Here is a 24,923-nt window from a genome sequence, read left to right on the forward strand (position 1 = left end):
AGCGTCGCAGCCACACCAGCGCACAACGGACGCTTCATGATCGCGCGCCCCCTTTACGCCTTGCTCGCCACCCTCGCTTTGGGCGCATGCGCCCACACCTCGGCCACCCCAGCCCCGGCAACCGTCACGGAGACATCTGCCATGAGTTCCCCATCCGATTCCGGTGTTGCCCTTACCGGCAGTGAACCCAGCACCCCAATAAGAACGGCGGAAGACGCGCTGACGCGCATGCTTTCACTGATCGAAGGAATCCGCGGGCTTGACGATCTCACGCCAGGCTACTTGCAATCAAAAATGGGGGGGGCGGTGACGCACGCGGCCAAGGATCCCCGGCGGTACGGTGCCAGCGGTCCGCTCACCCCTGAGTGGGGTTACAGCTTCGGAGTGGATCAGACGCCAACTGCGGGTAAATGGTTTGAGTTCACCTTCATCCCCACACAGGCTGGAGCCACTGCTCCCATGTCGGAGATCTGCAAGATCGATTTCGATGTCTTCACCCAAAAGCTCGAGAAGATAGGGTTTGTGCGTCAACGAAACATGGTGGAGGACGGAAGGTGGATGAGCGACTTCTTTACTCGCCCCGGCATGCGTGTGGAAGTGTTTCCACGCGGCGAGGCTGATGCTCCGCAAGATCGCGTGGAACATCACTGTGTTGAATGGATCTACATTCGTTAATCCAAGGAACGGTCATGCCACTGAGTCCGCAAGCGCAAGCCATTATCGATGAATTCGGTCGCCAGCCAGGCGTCACTCCCGAGCACATCGTAAATTTGCAGGGCGTACTTAACGCTTCGCCCCTTTTGCTCGACCAGTTCAATGATGCGGTATCAAAGCAGCGCGTTGTAGGTCTAAAGCCTCTCCATGATCCGAATGCGGGCGGGACGTTTACTCCTGATGACCATTCCATTCGTCTGCCTCTTGCCAAGCTCTCCAATGGACCTACGGGAAAGATGCTTGATTCCGGCGAAATGACGTTTGTGCTTGGGCATGAACTTCAACATGGCATGTACAGCCCGATCGCAGCCGCCTCCCGTAAGGATTTTGAAATCGCTGCGGTAAAAATCGCTAAGACGACGCACGATTATTCTGATGCTGCGGAAAAAGTGATATCAAGCAATCGGGTAGATGAAGCAGGCGCGGAAATCGCCGGTTGGAATGCAGTGGTAAGCAGAGTAAAGCAATCAAATCCGAATCCCTCACTGGAAGATATCTTTCGAGAAGTTCCAGGGCGCATGAACGATTTTATTGATCAAACTGGCGGGCTGCCCCAATTAAATTACGCGCTTAAGCTTAATCTTGCTTTGAACGCAGATATGACGATGCCGGCCACTGCAGCTAACGTCGAGGCAATGGGAGCCAACTTTTTCGACAAGGCCGCCAAAAGCACTCGTATTGGTCATGCGGGCCAGTCCGACTACGTCAATCATTATGGTCCGTGGGTTGTCGGCACCGCCGCCATCTACGAGCGTCACTACAACAAGTCAAAGCCCGGCGAGCCAGAGCAGCCGATGATCCTGAACATGCAGCGTCTGGGATTCAAGGAGGAAATCCTGGAACGCAACGGCATCGATCTAGGCAGTGACACCCGTCCCATGCCGTACCTCGACAGTAGTAAGCAGCCGCCAACACCTGGGCTCTTCCAGCACAGCAAGGACAATCATCTATACGTCTCGCCGATTTCTGCCCAGGCGCTGGAGCAGGAGCTACGCGAGCGCGACCCGCAATCACCACCTTCTTCCCCGGCGCAGATGCCATCACAGCCGGGCCACCCAGACCACGCGCTGTACCAGCAGATCAGAGGTGGCGTGATGCAGCTCGATGCCCAACATGGCAAAGAGTGGGATGCATCGAGCCAACGCATGACGGCCAGCCTGCTTGCGCTGGCAAAAGAGGAAGGGCTGTCACGGGTGGATCATGTCGTGCTCAACAACCCGACACCGCAGTTGGCCGGTGGCGAAAAGGTCTTCATTGTCCAGGGTGCACTCAATGACCCGGCACACCAGCGTGCCCATATGCCAACCTTGGATGCCGTGCAGACACCAGAGGCCCAGTCATTCGATCGCCTGCAGGCAATCAACCAGACTCAGGCCCAGGCGCGCGAACAGCAGCAGGCGCTGGAGCAATCGCAACAAGCCGTTACCCAGGCCGGTCCGTCGATGACGCGTTGAGGTTCAACAAAACAGAATGAAGCCTGGGTGCTCATATGCCCCTCGCTACGCACGCCAATGCACCGTCAGCTACATCCATTACCCCCGGCGCCCAAGACCATGCCGGCGACCAACACGTGCCCCGCGTCCGCCTCAGCGGCCTATGGCTGGAACAACTGGGCTTCGCCATCGGCACCAAGCTGCGCATCACTGCAAGCGAAGGGCAGTTGCTGATGCAGGTGTTGCCGCCGGTGGAGGTGCCGGCCAAGGCGCGCAGAGTGCGGCGATGATGGTGCGGGTGACAGAGACCTGCGATTGACCTCAGTGCCGCATGCTACTAGCGTCGCAGCGACATCAGCGCACTACGGACGCTTCATGATCGCGCGCCCCCTCTACGCCTTGCTCGCCACCTTCGCCCTGGGCGCATGCGCCCACACGGCGGCCACCCCAGCCCTGGCAACCGTCACGGAGACATCCGCCATAAATGCATCCGGCCCTATCACTGTGCCGCCCAATAAGCCCATTGCTGAAGGCTTGCTTGGTCAGCTGCTTTTGTTGATCAAGGATAGCCAGACCACCTCCGACTTCACTCCACAGCGTTTGAATTCGACGATGGGGCAGGTGGTTCAGTTCGTGAAAGGTGACGAAGGCCGATACCGGGCCTTTGGCCGGCTCACTAAGGATTGGAGTTATGGATTTGGAGTCGATGAAACCAAGCTTGATGGCAGATGGTTCGAATTCCGCTTCGATCGCAATGTGGCCGGTGCATCGCCTCCGATGAGCGAAATTTGTCGCCTGGACTTTGATCGCTTTACCCAGCAGCTTGAGCAGATGGGGTTTGCACGTGAGCGCAACATCATCGAAGACGGCCGCTGGATGAGTGATTTCTTTACGCGCCCAGGAATGCGAGTAGAGGTCTTTCCGCGAGGTGAGGCTGCGGAACCGCAAGAGTTAGTGGCGCACAAATGCGTCGAATGGGTCTACGTCCGATAAGCTGAGGTAGCGGACATGTCACTCAGCCCTGGAGTTGTCAGGCCTCATAAAGCAATGCATGCATAGGGCATTGGGGGTAGTTGAGAGGCGTGCATGTCACGATGGCATTGAAAAACTGTCAAAATTCCCCCTGCAGCACCAACACTCATTGGAGAAAGACCGTGCCCCTTGCAAACGATCGAATGCGCTTTGCACTCACGGCATTGATTACCTGCCTGATCCCTGGCTGCAGCCTGCAACCGCCGCCTGCAAACGTGCCTATCGCAAAGGAGCAGATAGAGATGAGAACGGTCGTCCCGTTGGTACGGAGCTTGACCCCGCATGATCGTGGGCCCACAGAGCTGGAATTCGATGTGCCCGCACTGCCCGACGACGCGACTCCGCCCGTTTTCATCGGTGTGCGGATCACAGGTGTCGATCCAACTGCCGTCTCCCAAAGTGCTGACAGGCTGATTAGCGCTGGTGTTTCGGCCGAGCTCCACTTGGAGCGTATTGAACCATCCGGTCCGGTCGCCGTGGAATTGCAGCGTAGTCAGCGTGTGGGAGTAGGTCAGCAGGCGTCCGTTCCCTTGTCAGCTGATGGTATGGCGCCTGGTCTGTTCGCTTTTGATGCGGACGGTACAACGCTGCAGAACGCCACTTTGTCTACTGAGCAGACCGCGTCCAGGGAGTTGGCGTTCGGCTACAGCAATGCTGTCCAGCCAGGCCGTTATCGGCTCAAACTGCGCTTTGATCAGAACGCCGAGGCGCTGGTTGCGGCTAATGCGCAACTTCTTGTCGCTTACACCTACAAAGGAAAGTGAGGGGGATGAGCATGGATGATCAGGAAAAGCGCTATGCAGTCACTGTCTACGTCGCTGCCGCAGGTACGCCGTTGATGGCCGGAGGCACATCCTTCGGTGGCCATATGTACTACTCGATTGACGACGGAACGACTGTCAAAAGTTATGGGTTCTCGCCCATCAAGCATGGCGAGGCTAGCGGGCCAGGAAAAGTTTCGTTCAATGACGTCGACACCTATCAAAAACCGTATTACTCACGCACGATGGAGATCGATAAGGCGCAGTATGAAAAGCTGGAGGCCTTCGGCGCGGCCCCTGCTAAGCACGGGTTCAATATGGAATATCACGGTGCTAAAAACAGTTGTATCGACTTCACATGGGATGCGCTCAATCACGCTGGACTGCACCGGAAGACAAAAGATGGAGTTGATAAAGGCTTTGAGGGGGATATCAGACCCGTAGAAAACGTAGATGATATCAAGAGCATTCCTGCTCCTGTGCCTAAAAGTGAGTTGAATAAGGAGCACAACAATCCGAAGCCCAAGCAGGAACTTTGGCAGAAGGTGATTGGTGAGGCGCAGCCGCCCGGTGAGCAGGTATCTCCACGACAGGAAGCAACACAGCTCGCGAGAGTGCTGCCAACAGATCCGCTGCATCACCAAGCAGAAGAGGCCGTTCGCCGCCTTGAACAAGGCCTCGGCCGCGAGTACGACGACAACAGCGCTCGGCTGGCAGCAAGCAGCGCGTATTTAGAGCGGCTAACAAAACGTAGCGAGCAGTCGTCAGGTGGGTGTGGACGGCGCGGAGGAACCGGAGTGTACGGGTGGTACATGAGGATTCCGAGCACCGGCCGCGCCCGCCTGGCGGCTGCACAGTAGTTTTGTTAGCGGCTCTTAGCCAAAGAGAACGGGCTGTCGCGAATCGATCATGTCGTGCTGAGCGAGAACACCAAGTCCGTGCGGCAGGGCGAGAACGTCTTCGTTGTGGAAGGTGCGTTGAACGATCCCGCTCACAAGATGGCGCATATGAAGACGAGTGATGCGATTGCGCAGCCCGTCGAGCAATCCTTGGCGCAATTACAGGCCTTGGGCGAAACGCAGCGCCAACAGCAATCCCAGCAGCAGGAGCAACAGCGAGAGCAGTCGATTGCGCCTCAACACCGGATGGTGTGAGGGCTAGTGAAGTAACGGTTCCGAAATAACGGTTCCAGTTTCAGTTCCACGGCAGCCTGACCGTCGCCAAACCATCGCGCCCATGCCTGCGCGCGTAGCAGCGTAGATCGGCAGCGATGCTGGTGGTGAAACGATAACGGCCGCAGTACGCGGCCGTTGTCGTTAGATCAGGCAGATAGGATCGTCTTGACGATTCCCGATTCCCGATTCCCGATTCCAAAGATCAATGATCGCTGGAGCGCAATCCATCCACATCCAGGATCAGCGCCATGCGGCCGTCGCCGATGAGGGTGGCGCCGGCGTAGCCGGGCAGGCCGCGCAGGGCGCGGGGGAGGGGTTTGATCACCACTTCTTCGCGGCCGCGGACCTGATCCACCACCAGGCCGAAGCGGGTTTCGCCGGCCTGCAGCAGCACCACGGTCAGCAGCGGCGGTTGATCGGCGGGCACGCCCAGCCAGCGGCGCAGGTCGATCAGCGGCAACGTGTGCGAGCGGCGATCCAGTACGGCGCGGCCGTCGAACCAGCCCAGCGAGGTCTGCGGTGCGTGCAGCACTTCGACCACACGTGCCAGCGGCAGCGCGTACACCGCTTCGCCAGCCTGCACCAGTAGCGTGGGCAGGATGGCCAGGGTCAACGGCACGCGGATCATGAAGCGGCTGCCGCGGCCCAGCTCGGACTGGATCTGGATTTGCCCGCTCAACTCGCGGATACGCGACTGCACCACGTCCATGCCGACGCCGCGGCCGGAGATGTCAGTGACTTCAGCCTTGGTCGAAAAGCCCGGCATGAAGATCAGATGCAGACACTCGTCGGTGCTCAGACGCGCAGCGGCTTCGGCGTCGATCAGGCCCTTGTTGCGGGCGATTTCGCGCAGACGTTCCGGGTCGATGCCGGCGCCGTCGTCCTGGATTTCGATGCTGACGTAGTCGCCTTCCTGCTGCGCAGACAGGCGCACATGGCCGCTGCGTGGTTTGCCAGTGGCTTCGCGCAATGCCGGCGATTCGATGCCGTGGTCGATCGCGTTGCGCACCAGGTGCACCAGCGGGTCGGCCAGGGCTTCGACCAGATTACGATCGAGCTCGGTTTCGGCGCCGACCAGTTCCAGTTCCACTTCCTTGGACAGGGTGCGCGCAACGTCGCGGGCCACCTTGGGGAAGCGCGCGAATACCTTGCTCACCGGCTGCATGCGGGTGCGCATGACCGCGGTCTGCAGGCGGGCGGTGGCGATATCCAGCACGCTGACCGCGCGGTCGAGTTCTTCGTCGCGCAGACGGGTGCGCAATGTCTTCAACCGGTTGCGCGAGAGCACCAGTTCGCCAATCAGATTGACGATGGCGTCCAGGCGCTTGGTATCCACGCGCACGGTCTGTTCGGCTTCGGCGCCGCCTTTGGCGGCGGCCTTGGGCGCGGCCTTGGCGCCTGGCGCCGGCGCGGCATGGCCGTCGTCGTGCGCAGGTGCGGCAGCTGCCGCCTTGGGCGCGGTCTTGACCGCCGGCGGTCCGCTCTTGGCATCGAACTGTGCGATCAGCGACGGCGGTGCATGCGGCACGGGTTCGCCCGAGCTCATCGCATCCAGCATGGCCTGCAGATAGTCCAGCGACTGCTGGGCGGCATCGAAATGATGCGCCTGCAGCACCGCCTGGCCCGAGCGCGCCATGCCGAGGGTTTCTTCGGCGGCGTGGCACAGCTCCACCATCGGTTTGATCGCCAGAAAGCCGGCGCCGCCCTTGAGCGTGTGGAAGCCGCGGAACACCGCGTTGAGCTGGTCGGCTTCGTCTGGCGCCTGTTCCAGCGACACCAGCTGTTCGCCGAGGCGATCCAGGATTTCCTGGGCCTCGACGATGAAATCGGCAGCAATATCGTCTGGAACAGCACTCATGGTTACAACCCCAATCCGGACAGCAAATCGTCGGCGTCGTCTTGCGACACCGCGTGACGGTCCAGGCCCTTGACCGCAGGACCGGCAAGACCGCCGTCGTCTTTCTTCGGCTCGGTGCTCTTGGGCGGCAGGCCCAGCGCGCCGAAGCCTTCATGCACGCGGCGCACGATCCCGGCCACGCGGCGAATGATCTGCCCGCTGAGGTCCTGGTAGCTTTGCGCCAGCGACAGCTCGGTCAGGTTGTGGCGCATCTGGTCCATCAGCGCGCCCTGGTCCTGATTCAGACCGCCGTCGCGCAGCTTGTTGGCCAGCTCGCGGCATTCTTCGACCAGATCCAGGGTGCGATGGCTGGCCTTTTCAGTCATTTCCACCACGTGGTCCAGGCGCGAGCAGGCATCGTCCAGTTCGCCGGCTTCTTCGGGCACGGTGGGCAGCTCGCCCAGCGCTTGCCCAAGTTCGCGCGCGAGCCGGCTCAGGCCCTGCATCATCGGACGCGTGCGCAGGGCGGCGAGGTGATCGACCTCGCGCTTCCACGCAGCTTCGTCACCGCTTTCCAGTGCATCAAGTGCACCTTGCAGACGCTCGATCAACGCAGCGCGTTCGGCATTGGTCTCCACGGTGGCGTTCATCAGGCGGTCGCCGCCAGACGTTCGAACACCTTGCCCAGCTTTTCTTCCAGCGTCTGCGCGGTGAACGGCTTGATGATGTAGCCGTTGACGCCGCACTGCGCCGCTTCGATGATCTGCTCGCGCTTGGCTTCGGCGGTCACCATCATCACCGGCAGGTGCTTGAGCTTGGCGTCGGCGCGGATGTTGCGCAGCAGGTCGATGCCGGTCATGCCGGGCATGTTCCAGTCCGTCACCACGAAATCGAACGGGCCCGCGCGCAATGCAGCCAGCGCGCTGTTGCCGTCTTCGGCCTCTGCGGTATTGGTGAAGCCGAGATCTGCCAACAGATTCTTGACGATACGTCGCATCGTCGAGAAGTCGTCCACGATCAGGATCCGCATGTTCTTATTCACATCAAGCTCCTAATACGAAAAAATACGCGAAAAAATTAGTCGTCAATTTCGACACCGGCATCGGCCAGTTCGAAGACTTTGAGGCGGCCGCGCAAACGCACCACGGCCTGGCCATGGATCTGGCAGACGCGCGACTCGCTGACACCGAGCACAGCGCCGATTTCCTTCAGGTTCAATTCCTGTTCGTAGTACAGCGACAGCACCAGCTGCTCGCGCTCGGGCAACTGGCCGATGGCCTTGCCCAGCTCGCGGCCGAATTCGCCACGCTCCATCATCTGCTGCGGGTTGGGGCCACCCTTGGCGGTGGTGTCCAGCTCGCCGTGATCTTCGATGCGCGATTCCAGGCTCAGCACCTGGCCGCGTGCGGCGTCTTCCATCAGGCGCAGGTAATCGGGCAGCGGCATTTCCATCGCGGCGGCCACTTCGGTGGCGGCGGCGGCGCGGCCGGTGTTCTGCTCGATCTTGCGCACGGCGGCGGCGGCGTCGCGGGCACGGCGGTGCACCGAACGCGGCACCCAGTCGCCACGGCGAATTTCGTCGATCATCGAGCCGCGGATACGGATCGAGGCGTAGGTTTCGAACGAGGCGCCCTGGTCGGAGTCGTAACTGCGCGAGGCTTCGATCAGGCCGATCATGCCGGCCTGGATCAAATCGTCCACTTCCACGCTGGCCGGCAGACGCGCCGCCAGATGGTGGGCGATGCGGCGGACCAGATCGGCGTGCTGGGTCACCACGTCGTTGGCGTTATTGCGCTGCACGGCGCGGTACTGCGCGCTGGCCGTGGTTGCGGTAGCAGTGCTCATGCGGCCACTCCCCGTTGGATGATGCGTTCGACAAAGAACTCGACGTTGCCGCGCGGCACGGTGGGAGCCTGCCAGCGCGAGGTACGGCGTGCGATTTCGGCAATGGCCTGCGCCGACGGGCTGGCGGGATACGCCTTGATGACGGGTTGCTGACGCTGCACCGACAGGCGCAACCAGTCGTCCTGCGGCACGTGGCCGAGATAGTTCAGCGACACATCGCCGAGGAACTTTTCGCACACGCGCGAGAGCTTGTCGTACAGCAGGCGGCCTTCGTTGGGGTCGCGCACCATGTTGGCGATGATCTGCAGGCGGTCCACGCCGCGTTCGCGCGAGAGCACCTTGATCAGCGCGTAGGCGTCGGTGATCGAGGCCGGCTCGTCGCAGACCACCACCACGGTGTCCTGGGCGGCCTGGCAGAAGGTCAGCACGCTGTCGGTGATGCCGGCGGCGGTGTCGATGACCATCACGTCCAGGTCGCGTTCCAGTTCGGAGAACACATTGACCAGGCCGATGTGCTGGGCCGGAGCCAGTTCCGCCATGTGGCGGCGACCGGAGGCGGCCGGCACCACCAACACGCCGCCCGGGCCTTCGATGATCACTTCATCGAGCGTGCAGCGGCCGGCGATCAGGTCGGCCAGGGTGAACTTGGGCGACAGGCCCAAGACCACATCCAGGTTGGCCAGGCCAAGGTCGGCGTCCAGCAGCAGCGTGCGTTTGCCCATGTCGGCAAGCGCCACGGCCAGGTTGGCGGAGATGTTGGTTTTGCCCACGCCGCCCTTGCCACCGGTCACGGCAATCGTGCGCACCGGGCCCAAGGGCTCGGGACGGGTCGCCGTCAGGGGGAAGGCGTTGGTCAGCTTTGCGTATTCACGCGACTGCATGGTTGTGCTCCGGAGTACAGGGCTTATCGGCAGCGCGCCGTAAATCTTCAAGACGAAGAACGAGACTGGCGGCATTGGCGCGGTGCAGGTCGTCGGGGACCCGCTGTCCGTCAGTCACCCAGGTGATGGGCAGTTGGTGGTCGACCACCACCGACAAGGCGCTGCCGAAGCGGCCGGTCTCGTCGAGTTTGGTCAGCACCACGCCTTGGGGTTTGGCGTGGGCGAAGCGGCGCACGACCTCGTCGAGGTCGGCAAAATGGGAGTTGGCGGGCAGCACCAGCAGCGAGGTGACCTGCTGGGCGGCGCGCAGCCAGTTGAGCTGGGCAGCCAGGGCGCGGTCGCGCTGGCCCATGCCGGCGGTGTCGATCAGCACCAGCTTGTAGTCGCGCAGGCGATCCAGCAGCGCGAGCAGGCTGTCGGCGCTATCGGCTTCGTGCACGGCAATGCCGAGCTGGCGGCCGTAGCTGTGCAGCTGCTCGCGGCCACCGACGCGCAAGGTGTCGGTGGTGACCAGGGCCACGTCGCGCGGGGCGTGCTGGGCGGCGAAGCGCTGCGCCAGCTTGGCGATGGTGGTGGTCTTGCCGGCACCGGTCGGGCCGACCAGGGCGATCACGCCGCCGCGTTCCAGCGGGTCGATCGGAGCCACCGGCAGACGCTTGGACAGCAGGCCCAGCATCAGCCCGCGGCCGCGGTGCAATTCGGTATCGGCCGGGATCTGCATGGCGACATCGCGGGTCAGGCCGGCATCGAAGCCGTAGTCGTCCATCAGCTCCAGCGCCTGCGCACGCACCGGGGAGCCACGCAGGCGCTCGTCGGTGAGGCGGTTCATTTCGCGCTCGATCATCTGGCGCATCAGCGCCAGTTCGCCACGCAGCTGCTTGAGTTCTTCGTCGTTCTGCGGGACCGGTGCGGCGGCCACCGGCACCGCGGCCAGCGCGGCGGGGGCGACGACGATCGGCGGCAACGCGGCTGGCGGCAGGATTTGCGGCAGCGCGTCGTCCAGGTCGAAGTCGGCTTCGTCGGCGAATGCATCGTCGTCCTGCCCATGTGCGGCGTAAGCCGGGGCGGCGAGGGCGGCGGCAACGACCGGGGTCGGCGCCTGCACCGGAGCGGCCTGCACGGCGGGGCGCTGCACCGGGGCGGTAGTCAAAAAGTCGGCGAACAGCTGTTCCGGCACCGCCGACAGCGCGTGTTCCTGACGCTGCACAACCGGGGCGGCGACGTCCTGCACGGCCGGCATCGGCACCGCACTGCGGATCGGGGCGGCCACCGGGGACTGGCGCGGCACGCTGACCGGCTGACGCAGCGCCATGGCGGCGATCATGTCTTCGGCGGCGCTGGCAACGCGCTGGCGGTGGCTCATGCCGTTCTCGGCGGCCGGCTTGAGCGGGGCATGCACCGGAGCGGCGGGGCGGGCGGCGGCCTGCACCGGAGCCTGCTGCACGGGCGCCTGCTGCAGCGGAGCGGTGTGGGTGATCGGCGCATCGGAGCGTGCGGTTTCCAGTGCACGCTGCACGAGTTCTTCGTCGTAGTTGCTGGCGGCGACGATCTCGATGCCTTCAGCGGTACGACGGTTGGATAGGATCACTGCATCCGGGCCGTGCTCTTCACGCACCATGCGGAATGCGGTGCGCATGTCCGGGGCGACAAAGCGTTTGATCTTCATGCCACGTGCCTCCAGGAACGGGACCCGCCGGACGCCGGACGGGTGCGCGATGAATGTGGGTGTGTTGCCAGCGTCATGAGTTGCCTGTCCCGTTCGGTTGTTCCAAGTCCTGCCATCCGCCCCGCAGCGGTGGTGCTGTCTGCGGTCTCGCCAGAGCTAATGCACGCGGCGTGCCAAAACGGCGGTGCTGGGTTTTTGGCGAGGGCGGCTGGGCGCTGATGCTGAGCCGGGTGCGCGGCGCTAAGTGCTTGTCCTGATTGGGATGTTTGGCGGCGTTGTCGCCGGTTCGACTGCGCCCATGGGCCGGACGGCGGGGCAGATCGGGTGTCTGGGAGTGCATTGAACGCCTGCGCGCACCGCGACACCGTCGCGCGCGTCATGCTTCCCGGAGTCGGTGTCATGCAATCGATTGGGGGTTTTGCCGAGTGGCGGATTTCCGGCGCGTGGCGTTGGCGGTTGGTGGCCGGCCTGCTGTGATTGCTGGAGAACGCGATAGAGGCTATCGGGCTCTACCGGAGCGCTGATACATTCGTAGGAGCGCACCTGGGCGCGATGGGCTGTCCCGGTGAAGTCGTCGCGCCCGGGTGCGCTCCTACACAAGCGGTGTCGGCGACGTTGTCCAGTCCGAGCTGTGCTGTCTTCTTGGGATCTCGTATCCCAGCGGTTGACCCGTCTGGATCAAAGCTCACCCGCGTTGTCGGATGACCCAGTACGTCGTAGGAGCGCACCTGGGCGCGATGGGGCTGTCCCGGTAACGCTGTCGCGCCCGGGTGCGCTCCTACGGAAGGGGGGCGACGACGATGTGCGTTCGGCTCAGCTGATCGTGCCGACCAACTTCAGGCGTTTGTCTTCCGGCACTTCGCTATACGCCAGCACCGACAGGCTGGGGACGCTGTGGCGGACCAGGCGGGCCAGGGCGGCGCGGACCGTGCCGGGGACCAGGACCACGGCCGGTTCGTTGCGGGCTTCCTGTTTGCCGACGCAATCGGCCAGGCTCTGGTGCAGGCGCTCGGCCAGGCCGGGCTCCAGCGCCACACCGTTACCGTGGGTGGATTCCTGCAACACGCGCTCCAGCTGCGGGGCCAGCGTGAATACCGGCAGTTCGGCAGACATGCCGGCGATTTCCTGCACGATGAAGCGGCCCAGCGAGGTGCGTACCGCGGCGGTGAGGGTGGCCGGGTCCTGGCTCTGCGGGGCGTGCTCGACCAGCGCTTCGACGATCTTGCGCAACTGGCGCACCGGGATCCGCTCGATCAGCAGGTTCTGCAGCACGCGCACCACCACCGACAGCGGCAGCGCCTTCGGGGTGAGGTCTTCCACCATCTTGGGCGCGGTCTTGGCGAGGGTGGCAAGCAACTGCTGCACTTCTTCGTGGCCGAGCAGCTCCGGGGCGTGTTCGCGGATCAGGTGCGACAGATGCGTGGCCACCACGGTGGCCGGGTCGACCACGGTGTAGCCCATCGATTCGGCGTAGGAGCGCTGATGGGTCTGGATCCAGGTGGCATCCAGGCCGAATGCCGGGTCCTTGCCGGGAATGCCGTCCAGCTGGCCGAGCGCACCGCCCGGGTCCAGCGCCAGCTCGCGGTCGGGGTAGATCTCGGCGGTGGCTACCGGCACGCCATGCACCAGCAGGCGATAGGCGTTGGCCGACAGTTCCAGGTTGTCGCGGATATGCACCGGCGGCACCAGGAAGCCGATGTCCTGGGTGAGCTTGCGGCGCACGCCCTTGATGCGCGCCATCAGTTCGCCGCCCTGGTGCTTGTCCACCAGCGGGATCAGCCGGTAGCCCACTTCCAGGCCCAGCGGGTCGATCGGGCGCAGTTCGTCCCAGCTCAGTTCGGCGCTGGCCTGCGCGGCGGTCGCCGCGGCGGCGGCCTTGGGGTCGCTGGCGGGGTCGCCGGTCGGGGCGACCACCAGGCTGCGCTTGTACATTTTCCAGGCGATCACGCCCAGGATCAGGCCCAGCGTCAAAAACGCGACGTTCGGCATGCCCGGGACCAGGCCGACCAGGCCCAGGATGGCGGCGGCCACCGCCAGTGCGCGGTGCTGGCCGAACACCTGGCTGATCATGGCGCCGCGCATGTCCTGCGCACGCGAGGCGCGGGTCACCAGCAAGGCGACCGAGGACGACACCAGCAGGGCCGGCAGCTGCGCTACCAGACCGTCGCCGATCGACAGCAGGGTGTAGGTGGACGCGGCATCCACAAAGCTCATGCCGTGCTGGAACATGCCCACCGCCATGCCGCCGATGAGGTTGATGAACAAAATCATGATGGCGGCGATGGCGTCGCCGCGGATGAACTTGTTGGCACCGTCCATTGCGCCGTAGAAGTCGGCTTCTTCGCGGACCTCTTCGCGGCGGGCCTTGGCTTCCTCGCGCGTCAGCAAACCGGCGTTGAGGTCGGCGTCGATGGCCATCTGCTTGCCGGGCATGGCGTCCAGGATGAAGCGGGCGGTCACTTCCGACACGCGCCCGGCACCCTTGGTGATGACCACGAAGTTGATGATGGTCAGGATCGCGAACACCACGATACCCACGGCGTAGTTGCCGCCGATCACGAACTGGCCGAAGGCCTCGATGACCTTGCCGGCCGCGGCGTGGCCGTCCTGGCCGTTGATCAGGATCACGCGGCTGGAGGCGACATTCAGCGCCAGCCGCAGCATCGTGGTCATCAGCAGCACGATCGGGAAAATGGTGAATTCCAGCGGGCGCTGCACGTAGATCACCGCCAGCAGCACCATCAGCGAGATGGCGATGTTGAAGGTGAACAGCGCATCCAGCACCGGTGCGGCCAGCGGCACCATCAGCATGGCCAGCATGGCCATCAGCGCCAGCGGGGCGCCCAGGCCGTTGCGCAGCAACTCCATGACGCGGCGGGCATTGAGCGGGGTGGGTTGGGCGCTCATGCGCTGGCTCCCTTACCGAACTCATCCACGTCCAGCGAGGGCAATTCCGGCATCGGGCCGCCGTTCCAGCCACGCAACTGGTAGACGTAGGAGAGCACCTGGGCCACGACCGAATAGAGTCTCACGGGAATTTCCTTGCCGATTTGAGCTTCCCTATACAAGGCGCGTGCCAAAGGCGGTGCGGTGACGATCGCCACCCGGTGTTGTTCGCAGGCTTCGCGGATACGGAAGGCCATTTCGTCCACGCCCTTGGCCACCACGATCGGGGCGCGCATCTTGCCGCCTTCGTACTTGAGCGCCACCGCGTAGTGGGTCGGGTTCATCAGCACCACGTCGGCCTTGGGCACCGCTTCCATCATCTGGCGCTGCGACATCTGCATCTGCATCTGGCGGATGCGGCCCTTCACTTCCGGGCTGCCCTCGCTTTCTTTCATCTCGCGCTTGATCTCTTCGCGCGTCATCTTGAGCTTCCGCATCCAGTTCCACTTCTGGTACGGCGCGTCGATGGCGGCCAGCAGCACCAGCGCGCCGGCGGTGTAGAGCAGCAGGCTCTTGGTGAAGTGCAGGCCGTTGCCGATGGCCTGTTCCAGCGGCTGGTTCACCAGCGAGCGCAGGCCGTGCAGGTTCTTGGAGATGCACAGCCAGGCCGCCAGGCCGACAAACAGCAGGCGCAGGATCGACTTGACCAGCTCGGCAAGGCTGTTGCTGCCCCACATGCGCTTGATCCCGTTGGCCGGATTGAGCTTGGTGAGGTCGGGCATGATGGCCTTGCTGGAAAAATGCAGGCCGCTCATCAGCAGCGGGCCGGCCACCCCGGCCAGCAGGCAGACGCCGATCAGCGGCAGCATCACCCACAGCAGCTGCATCAGCAGGTCGCCGAAGTGGCCGAACAGCGCCATCGGGTTCTCGCGCATCCTCGGGTCGGGGCTGAGCGCGGTCTTCATCCACACCGCCGCGCCATCGCCGATGCCGCCGGCCAACGCCATCAGGCCGAACACGCCGGCGCCGAACACCGCTGCGGTGGACAACTCCCGCGATTGCGGGATGTTGCCTTGCTCACGTGCCTCGCGCAGGCGTTTTTCGGTGGGAAGCTCTGTACGCTCGCCGCCGTCGTCGGACTCGGACATGGAGGTGCCGGTGGGGGATCAGCCTGGTCTCATGCAAGCGGCGTTCCAGTTTCGGAGCGGGAATCGGGATTGGAGAATCGAAAAAAGCACTGGCCCCACGTTGAGCTGCTGGAGGGTTGTGGCGACGGTGAGGGGCGAGGGCAGCCCGTCGGTCTACAAAAGCGCGGCTAACAAAACTGGGTGACGTCACTCTGGTGCAGGCCCGCTGATCTGCTACTTGGCTGCAGTGTCCTTGCTGCCCACTATCGCAGGACACCCTGCAAGTACGTCCATGTACGCTCCTTGGTGGCATCCATGCCGCCAAGGGTCCCGCGACGGTGAGCGGGCAAGGACCAGTCACGCTAGTCGCTGTGCAGAGCTTTCACCAAGCAACCAGCAACGGTCTGGCGCAGTGCCTTCTATTCGTCAAAGTCACCCGCCGGCCGTCTGGCGCGGTGTCCTCGCCGCTTGCCGGACCGTTGGCGGCATGGATGCCGCCATCGAGCCCCCAGGGACGGGCTCACGGCGTGTCCCGCGAGCGGTGAGGACACCGCGCACTCGACCTACTCGGCGCTTGGCCTGGGCCTGTGACCGCAGGATGCGGCCGACAACGCCACTGCGCTCACTGCCCGGCAGACGCTCGCTACGCGCTGTCAGCCGCTCCACGTCCAGGCCGGTGCTCGGCCTGCTGGGAGTCGTTGAGCATGAAGGCTGGGCCGGGAGTCGTTCGACGTCGTTTGTTGCTCAGCTGGCCAGGCGGCGCGGGCCGTCGCGCTGGGCGACGACCAGCGCGATGAAGCGGTCGGCCTCCATCGGACGGCCGAGCAGATAGCCCTGCAGTTGATCGCAGCCCAGCCGTTCCAGGGTGTTGCGCTGTGCGGCGGTTTCCACGCCTTCGGCCACCACCTGCAAGCGCATGGTGTGCGCCAGCGCCACGACCGCGGCGACAATAGCGATGTCTTCGGCGCCGCTGTCCATGGCCTGCACGAAGCTGCGATCGATCTTGAGCTCGTGCGCGGGCAGCTTGCGCAGATAGAGCAGGTCGGAATAGCCAGTGCCAAAATCGTCGATGGCAATGCGCACGCCCAGTGCATTGAGCTGGCCGAGGGTGCGCAGGCAGGCGTCGGCATCGCGCATGGCCATGGTTTCGGTGATTTCCAGGGTGAGTTGGCCAGGGGCGATCGCATGCTCGGCCAGCGTGGTGGCCACTTCATCGAGCAGGCTGGGCGAGGCCAGCTGAGTGGCCGACAGGTTCACCGCCACCCGCCAGTCGCCGTGGCCAGCGTCGCGCCACGCGCGCATCTGCCGGCACGCCTGCTGTAGCACCCAGCTGCCGAGCGGGCCGATCATGCCGCTGCGTTCGGCCAGCGGAATGAAGCTGTCCGGCGGCACCAGGCCGCGTTCTGGATGCTGCCAGCGGATCAGCGCCTCGGCGCCGATCGGGCGACCGTCGTCGGCGCAGTATTTGGGCTGGTAGTGCAGCACGAACTGGCCCGATTCCAGCGCGCGCGGCAGATCCTGCAGTAGTTGCAGGCGCTCGCGGGTGGTGTCGGTCATGGCGCGCTCGAAGAAGCGGTAGCGGTTGCGCCCGGCCTGCTTGGCGTGGCCCATCGCCGCATCGGCGTGCGTCATCAACTGGTGCTCGCTGCCGGCATCTTCCGGATATAGCGCAATCCCGATGCTGCTGCTCAGGCGCAGCTCTTGATCGCCGACCAAAAACGGCACCGCCAACGCCTGCACCAGATGCCCGGCCATGGCCGCAGCGTCTTCCGGGTCGGCGATATCGGCCACCAGCACGAACTCATCCGCGCCCAGCCGCGCCAGGCTGCCGTGCGCGCGCCGGTGCGCGCTCAGGCGTTCGGCCACCACCACCAGCAATTGATCGCCGACCCGATGGCCGTAACCGTCGTTGACCACCTTGAAGCCGTCCAGATTGATCAGCATCACCGCAAAGCGCTGCCCATCGCGTTGCGCGCGCTCGATGTTCTGCAGCACGTGCTCGTGCAGCAGCACCCGGTTGGGCAGGCGGGTGAGCGGATCGTGCAGGGCGGCCAGCGCCAGATCGGCGTTGGCCTGCGCCAGCGATTGCGCCAGCACGTCGGTGTGCTGCTGATGGCGGCGCGACAGCACCGACACCACCAGCGCCAGGATCAGCAGGCCCAACGTGACCGCCACCACCACCGCGGTCAGCCACGACAACGGCAGGTGCGTTCCGGCGGCCGCGCCGCAGATGCTTCCGGGTGCGAATTGCGCGGCGGCCATGCCGGTGTAATGCATGCCGACGATCGCCACGCCCATGATCAAGGCGGCGATCAGGCGCAGGCTGTAGCGGCGGCCATCGTGACGCAACCGGCACGCGATCCACAGCGCGGCGGCAGACGCACCGACGGCGATCGCCACCGACAGCGCGAACAGCGCCGGGTCATAGGTGATGGCGGGCGACATGCGCAGCGCGCCCATGCCGACGTAGTGCATCAGCGCGATCCCCAGCCCCATCAGCACCGCGCCCAGGCCCAGCCGCAGCCAGGGCAGTTGCGGTTGCGAGGTCAGCCACAGCGCCAGCGCCGAGGCCAGGATGGCCGCCAGCATCGAGTAGGCGGTCAGCGCCACGTCGTAGCCCAGCCGAATCGGCAGCCGGAAGGCCAGCATGCCGACGAAGTGCATCGACCAGATGCCGATCCCCATCGAGATGGCGCCGCCCACCAGCCATGCGGCGGCGATGCCGCCACGGCTGGCGGTCATGCGGGCGGCCAGATGCAGCGCGGTGTAGGAGGCCAACACGGCCACCACCAGCGACAACAGCACCATGCCAAGGTTATAAGTTGCGACCACCCATCCAGTTCCGACGTCGAAAGACGCGCTTGCTCAAGGAGCTAGCGACCCGGTGCGCGTGTTCTTGAGCCTGCAAGCCCGCAACGCGGTGGATCAGGCCACCGAACTTTCAGGTTCTTCCGGTTCGATGCGATTGCGGCCGTGGCCCTTGGCCCGATACAAGGCCTCGTCCGCGCGCGCCAGCAGCGTGGCGGCGGTGTCGCCGATGCGGAACCACGCCACGCCGATCGAGCAGGTCACCTGCAGTGGCCGCGCGGCACCGACGTCGTACAGCGGCAGGCTGATCGCTTCGTGGATGGCGCGCAGCCGGTGCTGGCTCTGACGGGTCATGCCGGGCAGCAGCAACAGCAGTTCTTCGCCACCGTAGCGCCCCACCTTGTCCGAATCGCGCAGGCAGGCGGTGAGCCGTGCGCCCACCTTGGCCAGCACCGCGTCGCCGGCCAGATGGCCGTGCTCGTCGTTGACCTGCTTGAAGTGATCCAGGTCGATCAGCACCACCGCCAACGGGTGCTCGGCATGCGCGCAGGCCTGCAGCTCTTCGGTCATCGCATCGAGAATGCCGGAGCGGTTGAGCAAACCGGTAAGCGCATCGTGGCTGGCCTTCAATGCCAGCGCTGCGCGAGCGCTTTCCAGATCGCGTTTTTCGTGTTCCAGCTGATAGGTGCGTTCGGCCACCAGCTCGGCCAGCATGCGCTCGCGCGCGACCAGATGGCGGTGCCGCCAGCTCCACAAGCCGATTAGCAAGCCGCCGCCGATCAGCACGTACAGCGCAATCGCCGGCGGGCTGCGCCACCACAACGGCGCGACTGCAAATGCCAGATCCACCACCGGCGATGCGGTGCGCCGATAGCGATCCAGCAGCTGCACCTGCAGGCGGAAATGCCCCGACGGCAGCGGTGGTTGGTCGATCGACAGATCGTCGCTCTCGATCCATTCGTTGTGCAGGCCGAGCACGCGATACCGCACGGTCAGCCGGCTGGGGTCGTCGTAGACCTCCATCGTCGACAGCTCGATGTGCAGCGGCGTGTCGCTCCAGCCCAGCAGTTGCCCGGCGTGTATCGGCACACCGCCGCGGCTGACGCTGTCGATGCGCACGCTGGGCTGGCGCTCGTCGAACAGGCGCGCCGGATCCGCCAGGTGGCTGACGCCGCGCGCAGTGCCGATCCACACCGAGCCGTCGGGGTCTTCAAAGAATGCGGCTTCGGACACGTCGTCCCAGATCAGGCCCTGCGACTGCGACAGATGCGCCCAGCGCTCGCCGTTATAGACCTCTACGCCGCGTGCATGGCCCACCCACACCCGGCCCAGGCTGTCGCTGCGCATCAGGTAGACGCCCGCATCGCGCAGCGCTTCGTCGTTGATCGCCTGCAGGTCCAGACCAGCGGCAAGCAACATGCCGTGCCAGAGACCGGGGCGATAAAACGCCAGCCACACTTCGCCGCTGTCGCTGATGTGGAACTTGCTGATCCACGGATCGGAGTCGCCGCCGTTGACCTTCACCTGCACCTTGGACCAGCGCTCGTCCTGCAGCCGGAACAGCCCGTTGGCACTGGATACCCACAGGGTGCCGTCGGCGGTCTGCTGGATATCGGTGTAGGCGATTGCCGGCATGTCGGCGACAGGCTGCAAGGTGCCGCCGTCCAGCGGGCGCTCGATCACGAACATGCCGCCGAGGGTGAGAATCCACAGTCGGCCCTGGCGATCGATCAGCAGGCGTCGCCCGGTACGCGGAAGCTTGGCGATCTGATCGCTGCGGCCATCGGGCCAGTTGCGGCGCACGAATCCTGCAGAATTGAGCGTCCACAGGCTGCCGTCCGCGCTGCGCGCCATGCCGACAATCTGGATGCCCGCCTGCGGCAGCGCCGGCACAAACCGCTCGCCGGGTCGGGCCTGACGCCCAACGCCGTGCTCGTTACCCACCAGCAGCGCGTTCTGCGCATCGCGTGCGATGGACCAGGTGGGTGCGGCCGGCATGCCTTGCGACGCGTCCCAGTTTTCGATCCATTCGTAGCCTGCCCAGCGCACCAGGCCTTCGCCGTCGACGGTCATCCAGACGTCGCCATCGCGGTCCACCACGATCGCGTCGCTGCTGCCGGGCGGCAGCCCGTTCTCGGTGCCGAAGCTGCGCCATGCGCCATTTTCCCAGCGCGCCAGACCGTCGTTGCGGCGCACCAGTACACGCCCTTCGCGGTCCATCACCAACGGCGCCTGTTGCCCGACCGTGGTGCCGTCGAGCAACGGCAACGGCCGCACACCGAATCGGCTCGCACCTGGCGCGCGGTAGAGCAGGGTGCCGGCGCCACGCGCCCACAACCCACCGTCGTGGTCCCGCAACACGCTGTACCAGCGATCGTCCGGCACGCCCTCATCGGGCCCGTAGACCTGCACCTTGCGCTGCGCATCGATGGCGCACAGCTTGCGTCCGCAGCCGACCCACAGCGTGTCGCCTTCCACCGACAGGCTCAGCACCTTGGACAGCTCGGGCACCCGCACGCGCGTTGCGGTATCCATCAGATATTCGCTATGCCAACGGCCATTGCTGCGCGCGCGCAGCACTTCCAGTTCGCCGCCATTGGCGATCACCGTGCCCCATGCAGGACTGGCAAGCAGCAGGCCTTCCTGCAGGTGCTCGGCTTCGTCGCGCGCGAGTTTGCGAAAGCCGTGCTCGTCGCCGACGAACAACGCCTGGAAGCCGGCAACCCACAGACGCCCATCGGGCGCTTCGCTGATCGATGTAATCGGTTCGTTGCGCAGGCCGTCCAGCATCACCTGCTGAAAGATGCGGCCGTTGTAGCGATACAGGCCGCTCTCGGTGCACACCCACATCAAGGTGCTGCGGGTCTGCAACAGGCAGGTGCCGGCAAGACCGAGCAGGCCCTGGTCGTGGGCATAGCGGCGGATGCTGGCGCTCTGTGCGCCGGCCAGATCGGCAAACGACAGCAACGCCAGCAGCAGCATCGCAGCAAACGATGCGCCTCGGCCCGACGACCTCCCTTGGCGGTGCAAGAACCCCACGAGCGTTGCAATCTCCCACGCATCGGTGCGTGCGGTCCGCGCCCTTCGCGCGGTGTCTCACGCTTGCCATTGGCAGCCCCCCATAGCAGGCCGCGATATAACGACTAACGGCTGTTCACGCGCTTTACTTTAGGACCAACGCCAGTGTCGTTGCGCAGCTGCCAGGCAGGCGCGACTGCTGCGCTGAGCGGATGTGTGCATCTAATCACCGCGCTTGCGCGCTATCAATGTGTTTGATGATGGCATGACGCATGCTTGCCAATGTGCAGGACGCGGCCGTCGATGTTTGGCGTCATCGAGCGAACACGACCGATGCGCATGCATGCGGTAGATCGGCCGAGATCACGGTCAACCTGCATGTTCGATCCAATCAGTCCGTCGACCAAGATCTCCATTACCCGCGGCCGTTGCATGTCGTTGCAGCGATGCGCATGCGATTGATGCGGGCGCTTTGCCGCATCCGACCTCACTGCACCTACCTGCGATGACGCGCGATCAGGGTGGCCCGATCGCAGCAATCAATTGCCGACACTGCCGGCTGCCGCAGGCCTAGCGAGGTGGCCGGCATCGTAATAGATGCGATTGCGGCCGCTGCCTTTGGCGCTGTACAGCGCGGCATCGGCGCGCGCCAGCAATTGCTCGAGGGTTTCGCCGGGAATAAACCAGGCCACGCCGATCGAGCAGGTGACGTGCAGCCAACCGCCATCGATGGGGTAATCGCCGCAGAGCCCGCGATGTAGTGCGTCCAGACGATGCGTGGCTTCGTGCGTCAGCCCCGGCAGCAGCGCCAGCAATTCTTCGCCGCCGTAGCGGCCGATACGGTCGTCGCCGCGTACCAGCGCATCCATCCGACGACCGACCCCGGCCAACACCGCATCGCCGGCAAGATGCCCGTGCTGATCGTTGACCAGTTTGAAGTGATCCAGATCGATCAACACCACCGCCAGCGGCCGTGCCGTCGCATCGGCCCGCAACAGCATGTCGCGCAACGCGGCGAGGATGCCGGAGCGGTTGAGCAGGCCGGTGAGTTCGTCGTGGGTGGCCTTGAGGGCCAGTTCGGCACGTGCCGATTCCAGGTCGCGCTTGTCCTGTTCCAGCTCGGCAGTGCGCTCGGCAACCAACTGCTCCAGCTCGCGCTTGCGTCGCAGCAGTTTGGCCGTGCGCCAGCGCAACAGCACGATCACCGCGGCGATCGCCAGCAGCACATACGCAATGAAGGCGGGAATACCCCGCCACCAGGGCGGACTGAGCGCAAAGGCGAACCGCGTGATCGGGCTAGCACTGCGCTGGCCCGCGTCTACGGCCTGCACTTCCAGTGCGTAGCGGCCAGGCGGCAGCAGCGGATAGGTGATGTGGCTGAGCGAGGTGCTGGTCCAGCTGGCCTGATGGCCTTCCACGCGGTAGCGGAAGCTGATGCGGTCCGGGCCGCCTTCGGCACCGGGCGTGCTCAGATCCACGTCCAGCGGAACCTGCGACCAGGGCACCTGCGCACCGGCCGCAAGGGTCTGCCCGCCACGCTGCGCGCGCAGCACTTCCACCCGTAGCGGCGGCGAAGCGAACACGCGCAACGGATCGATCAGATGGGTCAGCCCGCGGCTGCTGCCGAGCCAGACGCTGCCATCGTCGTCCTCGAACAGCGCATTGGCAGACACGTCGTCCCATAGCAGGCCCTCGCTGCGCGTGGCGCGCGACCAGTGTCCGTGGTCCAGCAGATCCAGGCCCTGGCTGCTGCCCAGCCATAAACGTCCCTTGCTGTCGTGACGCAGGATGAAAGGCATCACGCGCGACACCAGCGTGTCGCTCACTGCGGTCAGCGTGACCACCGCATCGTCCTGCACCGCGCCGTGCCACAGCCCGGTATCGCGTAAGGACAGCCAGAGCTGGCCGTCGGCGGAAAAATCCAGCAGGAAGTAATCGTGGCTGGGCAGGTTGCCATGCACCTCCACCTGCAACCAACGGCCATTTTTTTCCTGGCGATACAGCCCTTCGCGCGTACTGGCCCAGAGGCGACCCCGACCATCCAGTTCGATATCGCCCACGAACGCTGCCGGCACAGCTTCCTCGCGTCTGGCCTGCAGCGGCAGCTCGGGCGGGATGGAGTACAGGCCGCGCGGCGTGGTGACCCACAGCACACCGCCCGCGTCGAACAACAGCTTGTTGGTGGGCAGGCCAAGCTCCAGCATGTCGAAGGTCTTGCCCGTCTGCGGGTCGCGACGGGCGAGAGCGCCTGAGGAGCGCGCCACCCAGGCCGCGCCATCCTTCGGCGACAGCGCGATGGAGATCGATTGCAGCAAGGGCTCGCCGTTGGCGAGTGTCCACGGCTGCATGCGCCCGGTGTGCGGATCCAGCACATTGGAGCCGGCATCGCCGCCCACCAGCAGCTCACCACTTGGCAGCCGCTGGATGGCCCAGGTCGGCGATTCGGCCAGGCCCTGGCTTTCGTCCCAATGTTCGATGTTGCCGTAGCCCAGCCAGCGCTGCACCCCCAGCCCGCGCGTGCCGATCCATAGCTGCCCGGTGCTTTGCATCATCAACGGGCCCACCATCGGGCTGATCGACAGCCCCTGGTCGTGCCCGAAATAGCGCCAGTGATCGCCTTCCCAGCGCACCATGCCGCGGTCGGAGCGGGTAATCAGGCGGCCCTGCGCATCTTCCGACAAGGTGGTTGCGCCAGACAAGGTGTCGAACCTGGTGCCGGCTGGAGGTGCATGGTTGCGAAATACCCGCTCGCCTGCTGCGCGCGACATCACCATGCCGCCGCCACGCAGCCACAGCTCGCCGCGATGGTCGCGAAACACCGCGCGCCATTGCCGCTCCGGCACACCGTCGGCATCGCCTAGCTGGGCGATGCGCCCGTTGGCATCGATGCGGCAGACCCGTTGTCCGCAACTGGCCCACAGCGCAGTGCCATCGGCCAGCAAGGCTTTACCGGCGGGCAGGGTGGTGCCGTCGTCCAGACGCAACGGCAGCGCACGGACGCTCCAGCCGCCTTGTTGGACCGGCGTCAGGTGCAACAGCTGATTTTCGCTGACCACCACCACGCCACCCGCGTAGGGGGCGATCACATTGCCGCTGTCGGCGCGGATGGGGTTGCCGTTCTGCAACACCGGGCTGAAGGTGGTGCCGTTGCGCACGAACACGCCGTTGGCGCTGGCTACCCACAGGCGCCCGCGCGCATCCAGCGTCAATGCGCGGATATAGCGCGCGTCCAGGCCGCTTTCCTGGCCGACGGGGATGAATTGTTGGCGCTCGAAGCGGTGCAATGCCAGTTCGGTGCCGACCCAGACCACCCCTTGTCGGTCCTCGAGCAAGCTGTTGACGGTCATGCCCTGCAGGCCATCGGCCTGGGCGTAATCGCGAAAGCTATAGGTTTGCGCCCATGCGCTGCCGGTGATCAGCCACCCGAGCAGGCACAGCGCTGCCAGACGACGCAACGCCTTGCCGTGCGAACCAGGTGGAACGAACAGCGCAGACACGTTGGACATCGGCTTCCGTGGAAAGAGGTCGTGCGATTGAACGGGCTAATCGTCCTTAGCGTTGACGGCGACCGGGTGCAAAACTTGAGCGGCCGTACGGTTAGAACAGCTCACAACATGACTGTGCAGCCACCAGGCGGGCGCGGCCGGTGCCCGGTGCGGCATGCACCGTTCGTCCACTCCGGTTCCTTCGCGCCGTCCACACCCACCTGACGACTGCTCGCTATGTGTTGTTGGCCGCTC

At 64.7% G+C, this 24,923-nt stretch carries 15 protein-coding genes, 2 other RNA genes and 3 pseudogenes; 8 read left to right on the forward strand and 12 right to left on the reverse strand.

Features of this window, described 5'->3' with window-relative positions:
• The first annotated feature begins 36 nt into the window (after positions 1-36).
• The 6 genes and pseudogenes from ACCQ06_RS11115 to ACCQ06_RS11140 form a co-directional block, all read left to right on the forward strand.
• Positions 37-675 (forward strand): hypothetical protein, encoded by a 639-nt coding sequence (locus ACCQ06_RS11115; protein WP_316692437.1) that lies wholly within the window; start codon positions 37-39, stop codon positions 673-675.
• Positions 676-689: 14 nt separating this feature from the next.
• Positions 690-2,168: an XVIPCD domain-containing protein gene (locus tag ACCQ06_RS11120; protein WP_316692438.1), complete on the forward strand. Its 1,479-nt coding sequence runs from the start codon at positions 690-692 to the stop codon at positions 2,166-2,168.
• A gap of 16 nt (positions 2,169-2,184) precedes the next feature.
• Positions 2,185-2,437, forward strand: a pseudogene (locus ACCQ06_RS11125) (SymE family type I addiction module toxin).
• Between the two features lie 85 nt (positions 2,438-2,522).
• On the forward strand, positions 2,523-3,140 hold the full coding sequence (locus ACCQ06_RS11130; protein WP_316692439.1) for a hypothetical protein: 618 nt from the start codon (positions 2,523-2,525) through the stop codon (positions 3,138-3,140).
• Between the two features lie 101 nt (positions 3,141-3,241).
• Positions 3,242-3,943 carry a hypothetical protein gene (locus ACCQ06_RS11135; RefSeq protein ID WP_316692440.1) on the forward strand — a complete coding sequence of 234 codons (702 nt, stop codon included), beginning with the start codon at positions 3,242-3,244 and terminating at the stop codon, positions 3,941-3,943.
• A 104-nt stretch (positions 3,944-4,047) separates the two neighbouring features.
• Positions 4,048-4,671: pseudogene (locus ACCQ06_RS11140) on the forward strand (XVIPCD domain-containing protein); the annotation flags it as partial.
• A gap of 7 nt (positions 4,672-4,678) precedes the next feature.
• Here the strand turns inward: ACCQ06_RS11140 and ACCQ06_RS11145 are convergent.
• Positions 4,679-4,754: non-coding RNA, sX9 sRNA (locus tag ACCQ06_RS11145), on the reverse strand.
• Positions 4,755-4,815: 61 nt separating this feature from the next.
• Between ACCQ06_RS11145 and ACCQ06_RS11150 the strand changes: the two are divergent.
• Positions 4,816-5,094, forward strand: a pseudogene (locus ACCQ06_RS11150) (XVIPCD domain-containing protein); the annotation flags it as partial.
• A gap of 223 nt (positions 5,095-5,317) precedes the next feature.
• Here the strand turns inward: ACCQ06_RS11150 and ACCQ06_RS11155 are convergent.
• From ACCQ06_RS11155 to ACCQ06_RS11205, 11 genes are all read right to left on the reverse strand, one after another.
• A complete protein-coding gene (locus tag ACCQ06_RS11155) occupies positions 5,318-6,973 on the reverse strand; it encodes a chemotaxis protein CheA (protein ID WP_316692441.1) in 1,656 nt (551 codons plus the stop codon).
• Between the two features lie 2 nt (positions 6,974-6,975).
• Positions 6,976-7,602, reverse strand: coding sequence for a protein phosphatase CheZ (locus ACCQ06_RS11160; protein ID WP_055854552.1), 627 nt, complete (start codon positions 7,600-7,602; stop codon positions 6,976-6,978).
• Entirely contained in the window at positions 7,602-7,994 is a 393-nt protein-coding gene (gene cheY / locus ACCQ06_RS11165; protein ID WP_014507662.1) for a chemotaxis response regulator CheY, read from the reverse strand. Before cheY ends, ACCQ06_RS11160 begins: the two co-directional genes overlap by 1 nt.
• Before the next feature lie 35 nt (positions 7,995-8,029).
• Positions 8,030-8,797: an RNA polymerase sigma factor FliA gene (locus ACCQ06_RS11170; RefSeq protein WP_005996242.1), complete on the reverse strand. Its 768-nt coding sequence runs from the start codon at positions 8,795-8,797 to the stop codon at positions 8,030-8,032.
• Positions 8,794-9,678, reverse strand: coding sequence for a MinD/ParA family protein (locus tag ACCQ06_RS11175; RefSeq protein WP_055854547.1), 885 nt, complete (start codon positions 9,676-9,678; stop codon positions 8,794-8,796). Before ACCQ06_RS11175 ends, ACCQ06_RS11170 begins: the two co-directional genes overlap by 4 nt.
• A complete protein-coding gene (flhF, locus tag ACCQ06_RS11180) occupies positions 9,665-11,344 on the reverse strand; it encodes a flagellar biosynthesis GTPase FlhF (protein WP_316692442.1) in 1,680 nt (559 codons plus the stop codon). Before flhF ends, ACCQ06_RS11175 begins: the two co-directional genes overlap by 14 nt.
• A gap of 813 nt (positions 11,345-12,157) precedes the next feature.
• Positions 12,158-14,251, reverse strand: coding sequence for a flagellar biosynthesis protein FlhA (gene flhA / locus ACCQ06_RS11185; RefSeq protein WP_316692443.1), 2,094 nt, complete (start codon positions 14,249-14,251; stop codon positions 12,158-12,160).
• Positions 14,248-15,378: a flagellar biosynthesis protein FlhB gene (gene flhB, locus ACCQ06_RS11190; protein WP_104616700.1), complete on the reverse strand. Its 1,131-nt coding sequence runs from the start codon at positions 15,376-15,378 to the stop codon at positions 14,248-14,250. The genes flhA and flhB overlap by 4 nt, the downstream gene beginning before the upstream one ends.
• A 723-nt stretch (positions 15,379-16,101) precedes the next feature.
• Positions 16,102-18,189, reverse strand: a complete 2,088-nt coding sequence (locus tag ACCQ06_RS11195; RefSeq protein ID WP_316692444.1) for a putative bifunctional diguanylate cyclase/phosphodiesterase — start codon at positions 18,187-18,189, stop codon at positions 16,102-16,104.
• A 93-nt stretch (positions 18,190-18,282) separates the two neighbouring features.
• Positions 18,283-21,204 (reverse strand): diguanylate cyclase domain-containing protein, encoded by a 2,922-nt coding sequence (locus tag ACCQ06_RS11200; protein WP_228325202.1) that lies wholly within the window; start codon positions 21,202-21,204, stop codon positions 18,283-18,285.
• 518 nt (positions 21,205-21,722) lie between these two features.
• Entirely contained in the window at positions 21,723-24,689 is a 2,967-nt protein-coding gene (locus ACCQ06_RS11205) for a ligand-binding sensor domain-containing diguanylate cyclase (RefSeq protein WP_316692445.1), read from the reverse strand.
• 154 nt (positions 24,690-24,843) lie between these two features.
• Between ACCQ06_RS11205 and ACCQ06_RS11210 the strand changes: the two genes are divergently transcribed.
• Positions 24,844-24,919, forward strand: a non-coding RNA gene (locus ACCQ06_RS11210) — sX9 sRNA.
• Positions 24,920-24,923: the final 4 nt, after the last annotated feature.

Source organism: Xanthomonas sp. NCPPB 4467 (assembly GCF_041475665.2).
Lineage (GTDB): Bacteria > Pseudomonadota > Gammaproteobacteria > Xanthomonadales > Xanthomonadaceae > Xanthomonas > Xanthomonas dyei.

Bases quoted from the DNA above. Each gene is read 5' to 3' on its own strand.
- ACCQ06_RS11115 (WP_316692437.1), top strand. From the start codon at position 37: ATGATCGCGCGCCCCCTTTACGCCTTGCTCGCCACCCTCGCTTTGGGC.
- ACCQ06_RS11120 (WP_316692438.1), top strand. From the start codon at position 690: ATGCCACTGAGTCCGCAAGCGCAAGCCATTATCGATGAATTCGGTCGC.
- ACCQ06_RS11130 (WP_316692439.1), top strand. From the start codon at position 2,523: ATGATCGCGCGCCCCCTCTACGCCTTGCTCGCCACCTTCGCCCTGGGC.
- ACCQ06_RS11135 (WP_316692440.1), top strand. From the start codon at position 3,242: ATGGCATTGAAAAACTGTCAAAATTCCCCCTGCAGCACCAACACTCAT.
- ACCQ06_RS11155 (WP_316692441.1), bottom strand. From the start codon at position 6,973: ATGAGTGCTGTTCCAGACGATATTGCTGCCGATTTCATCGTCGAGGCC.
- ACCQ06_RS11160 (WP_055854552.1), bottom strand. From the start codon at position 7,602: ATGAACGCCACCGTGGAGACCAATGCCGAACGCGCTGCGTTGATCGAG.
- ACCQ06_RS11170 (WP_005996242.1), bottom strand. From the start codon at position 8,797: ATGAGCACTGCTACCGCAACCACGGCCAGCGCGCAGTACCGCGCCGTG.
- ACCQ06_RS11175 (WP_055854547.1), bottom strand. From the start codon at position 9,678: ATGCAGTCGCGTGAATACGCAAAGCTGACCAACGCCTTCCCCCTGACG.
- flhF (WP_316692442.1), bottom strand. From the start codon at position 11,344: ATGAAGATCAAACGCTTTGTCGCCCCGGACATGCGCACCGCATTCCGC.
- flhA (WP_316692443.1), bottom strand. From the start codon at position 14,251: ATGAGCGCCCAACCCACCCCGCTCAATGCCCGCCGCGTCATGGAGTTG.
- flhB (WP_104616700.1), bottom strand. From the start codon at position 15,378: ATGTCCGAGTCCGACGACGGCGGCGAGCGTACAGAGCTTCCCACCGAA.
- ACCQ06_RS11205 (WP_316692445.1), bottom strand. From the start codon at position 24,689: ATGTCCAACGTGTCTGCGCTGTTCGTTCCACCTGGTTCGCACGGCAAG.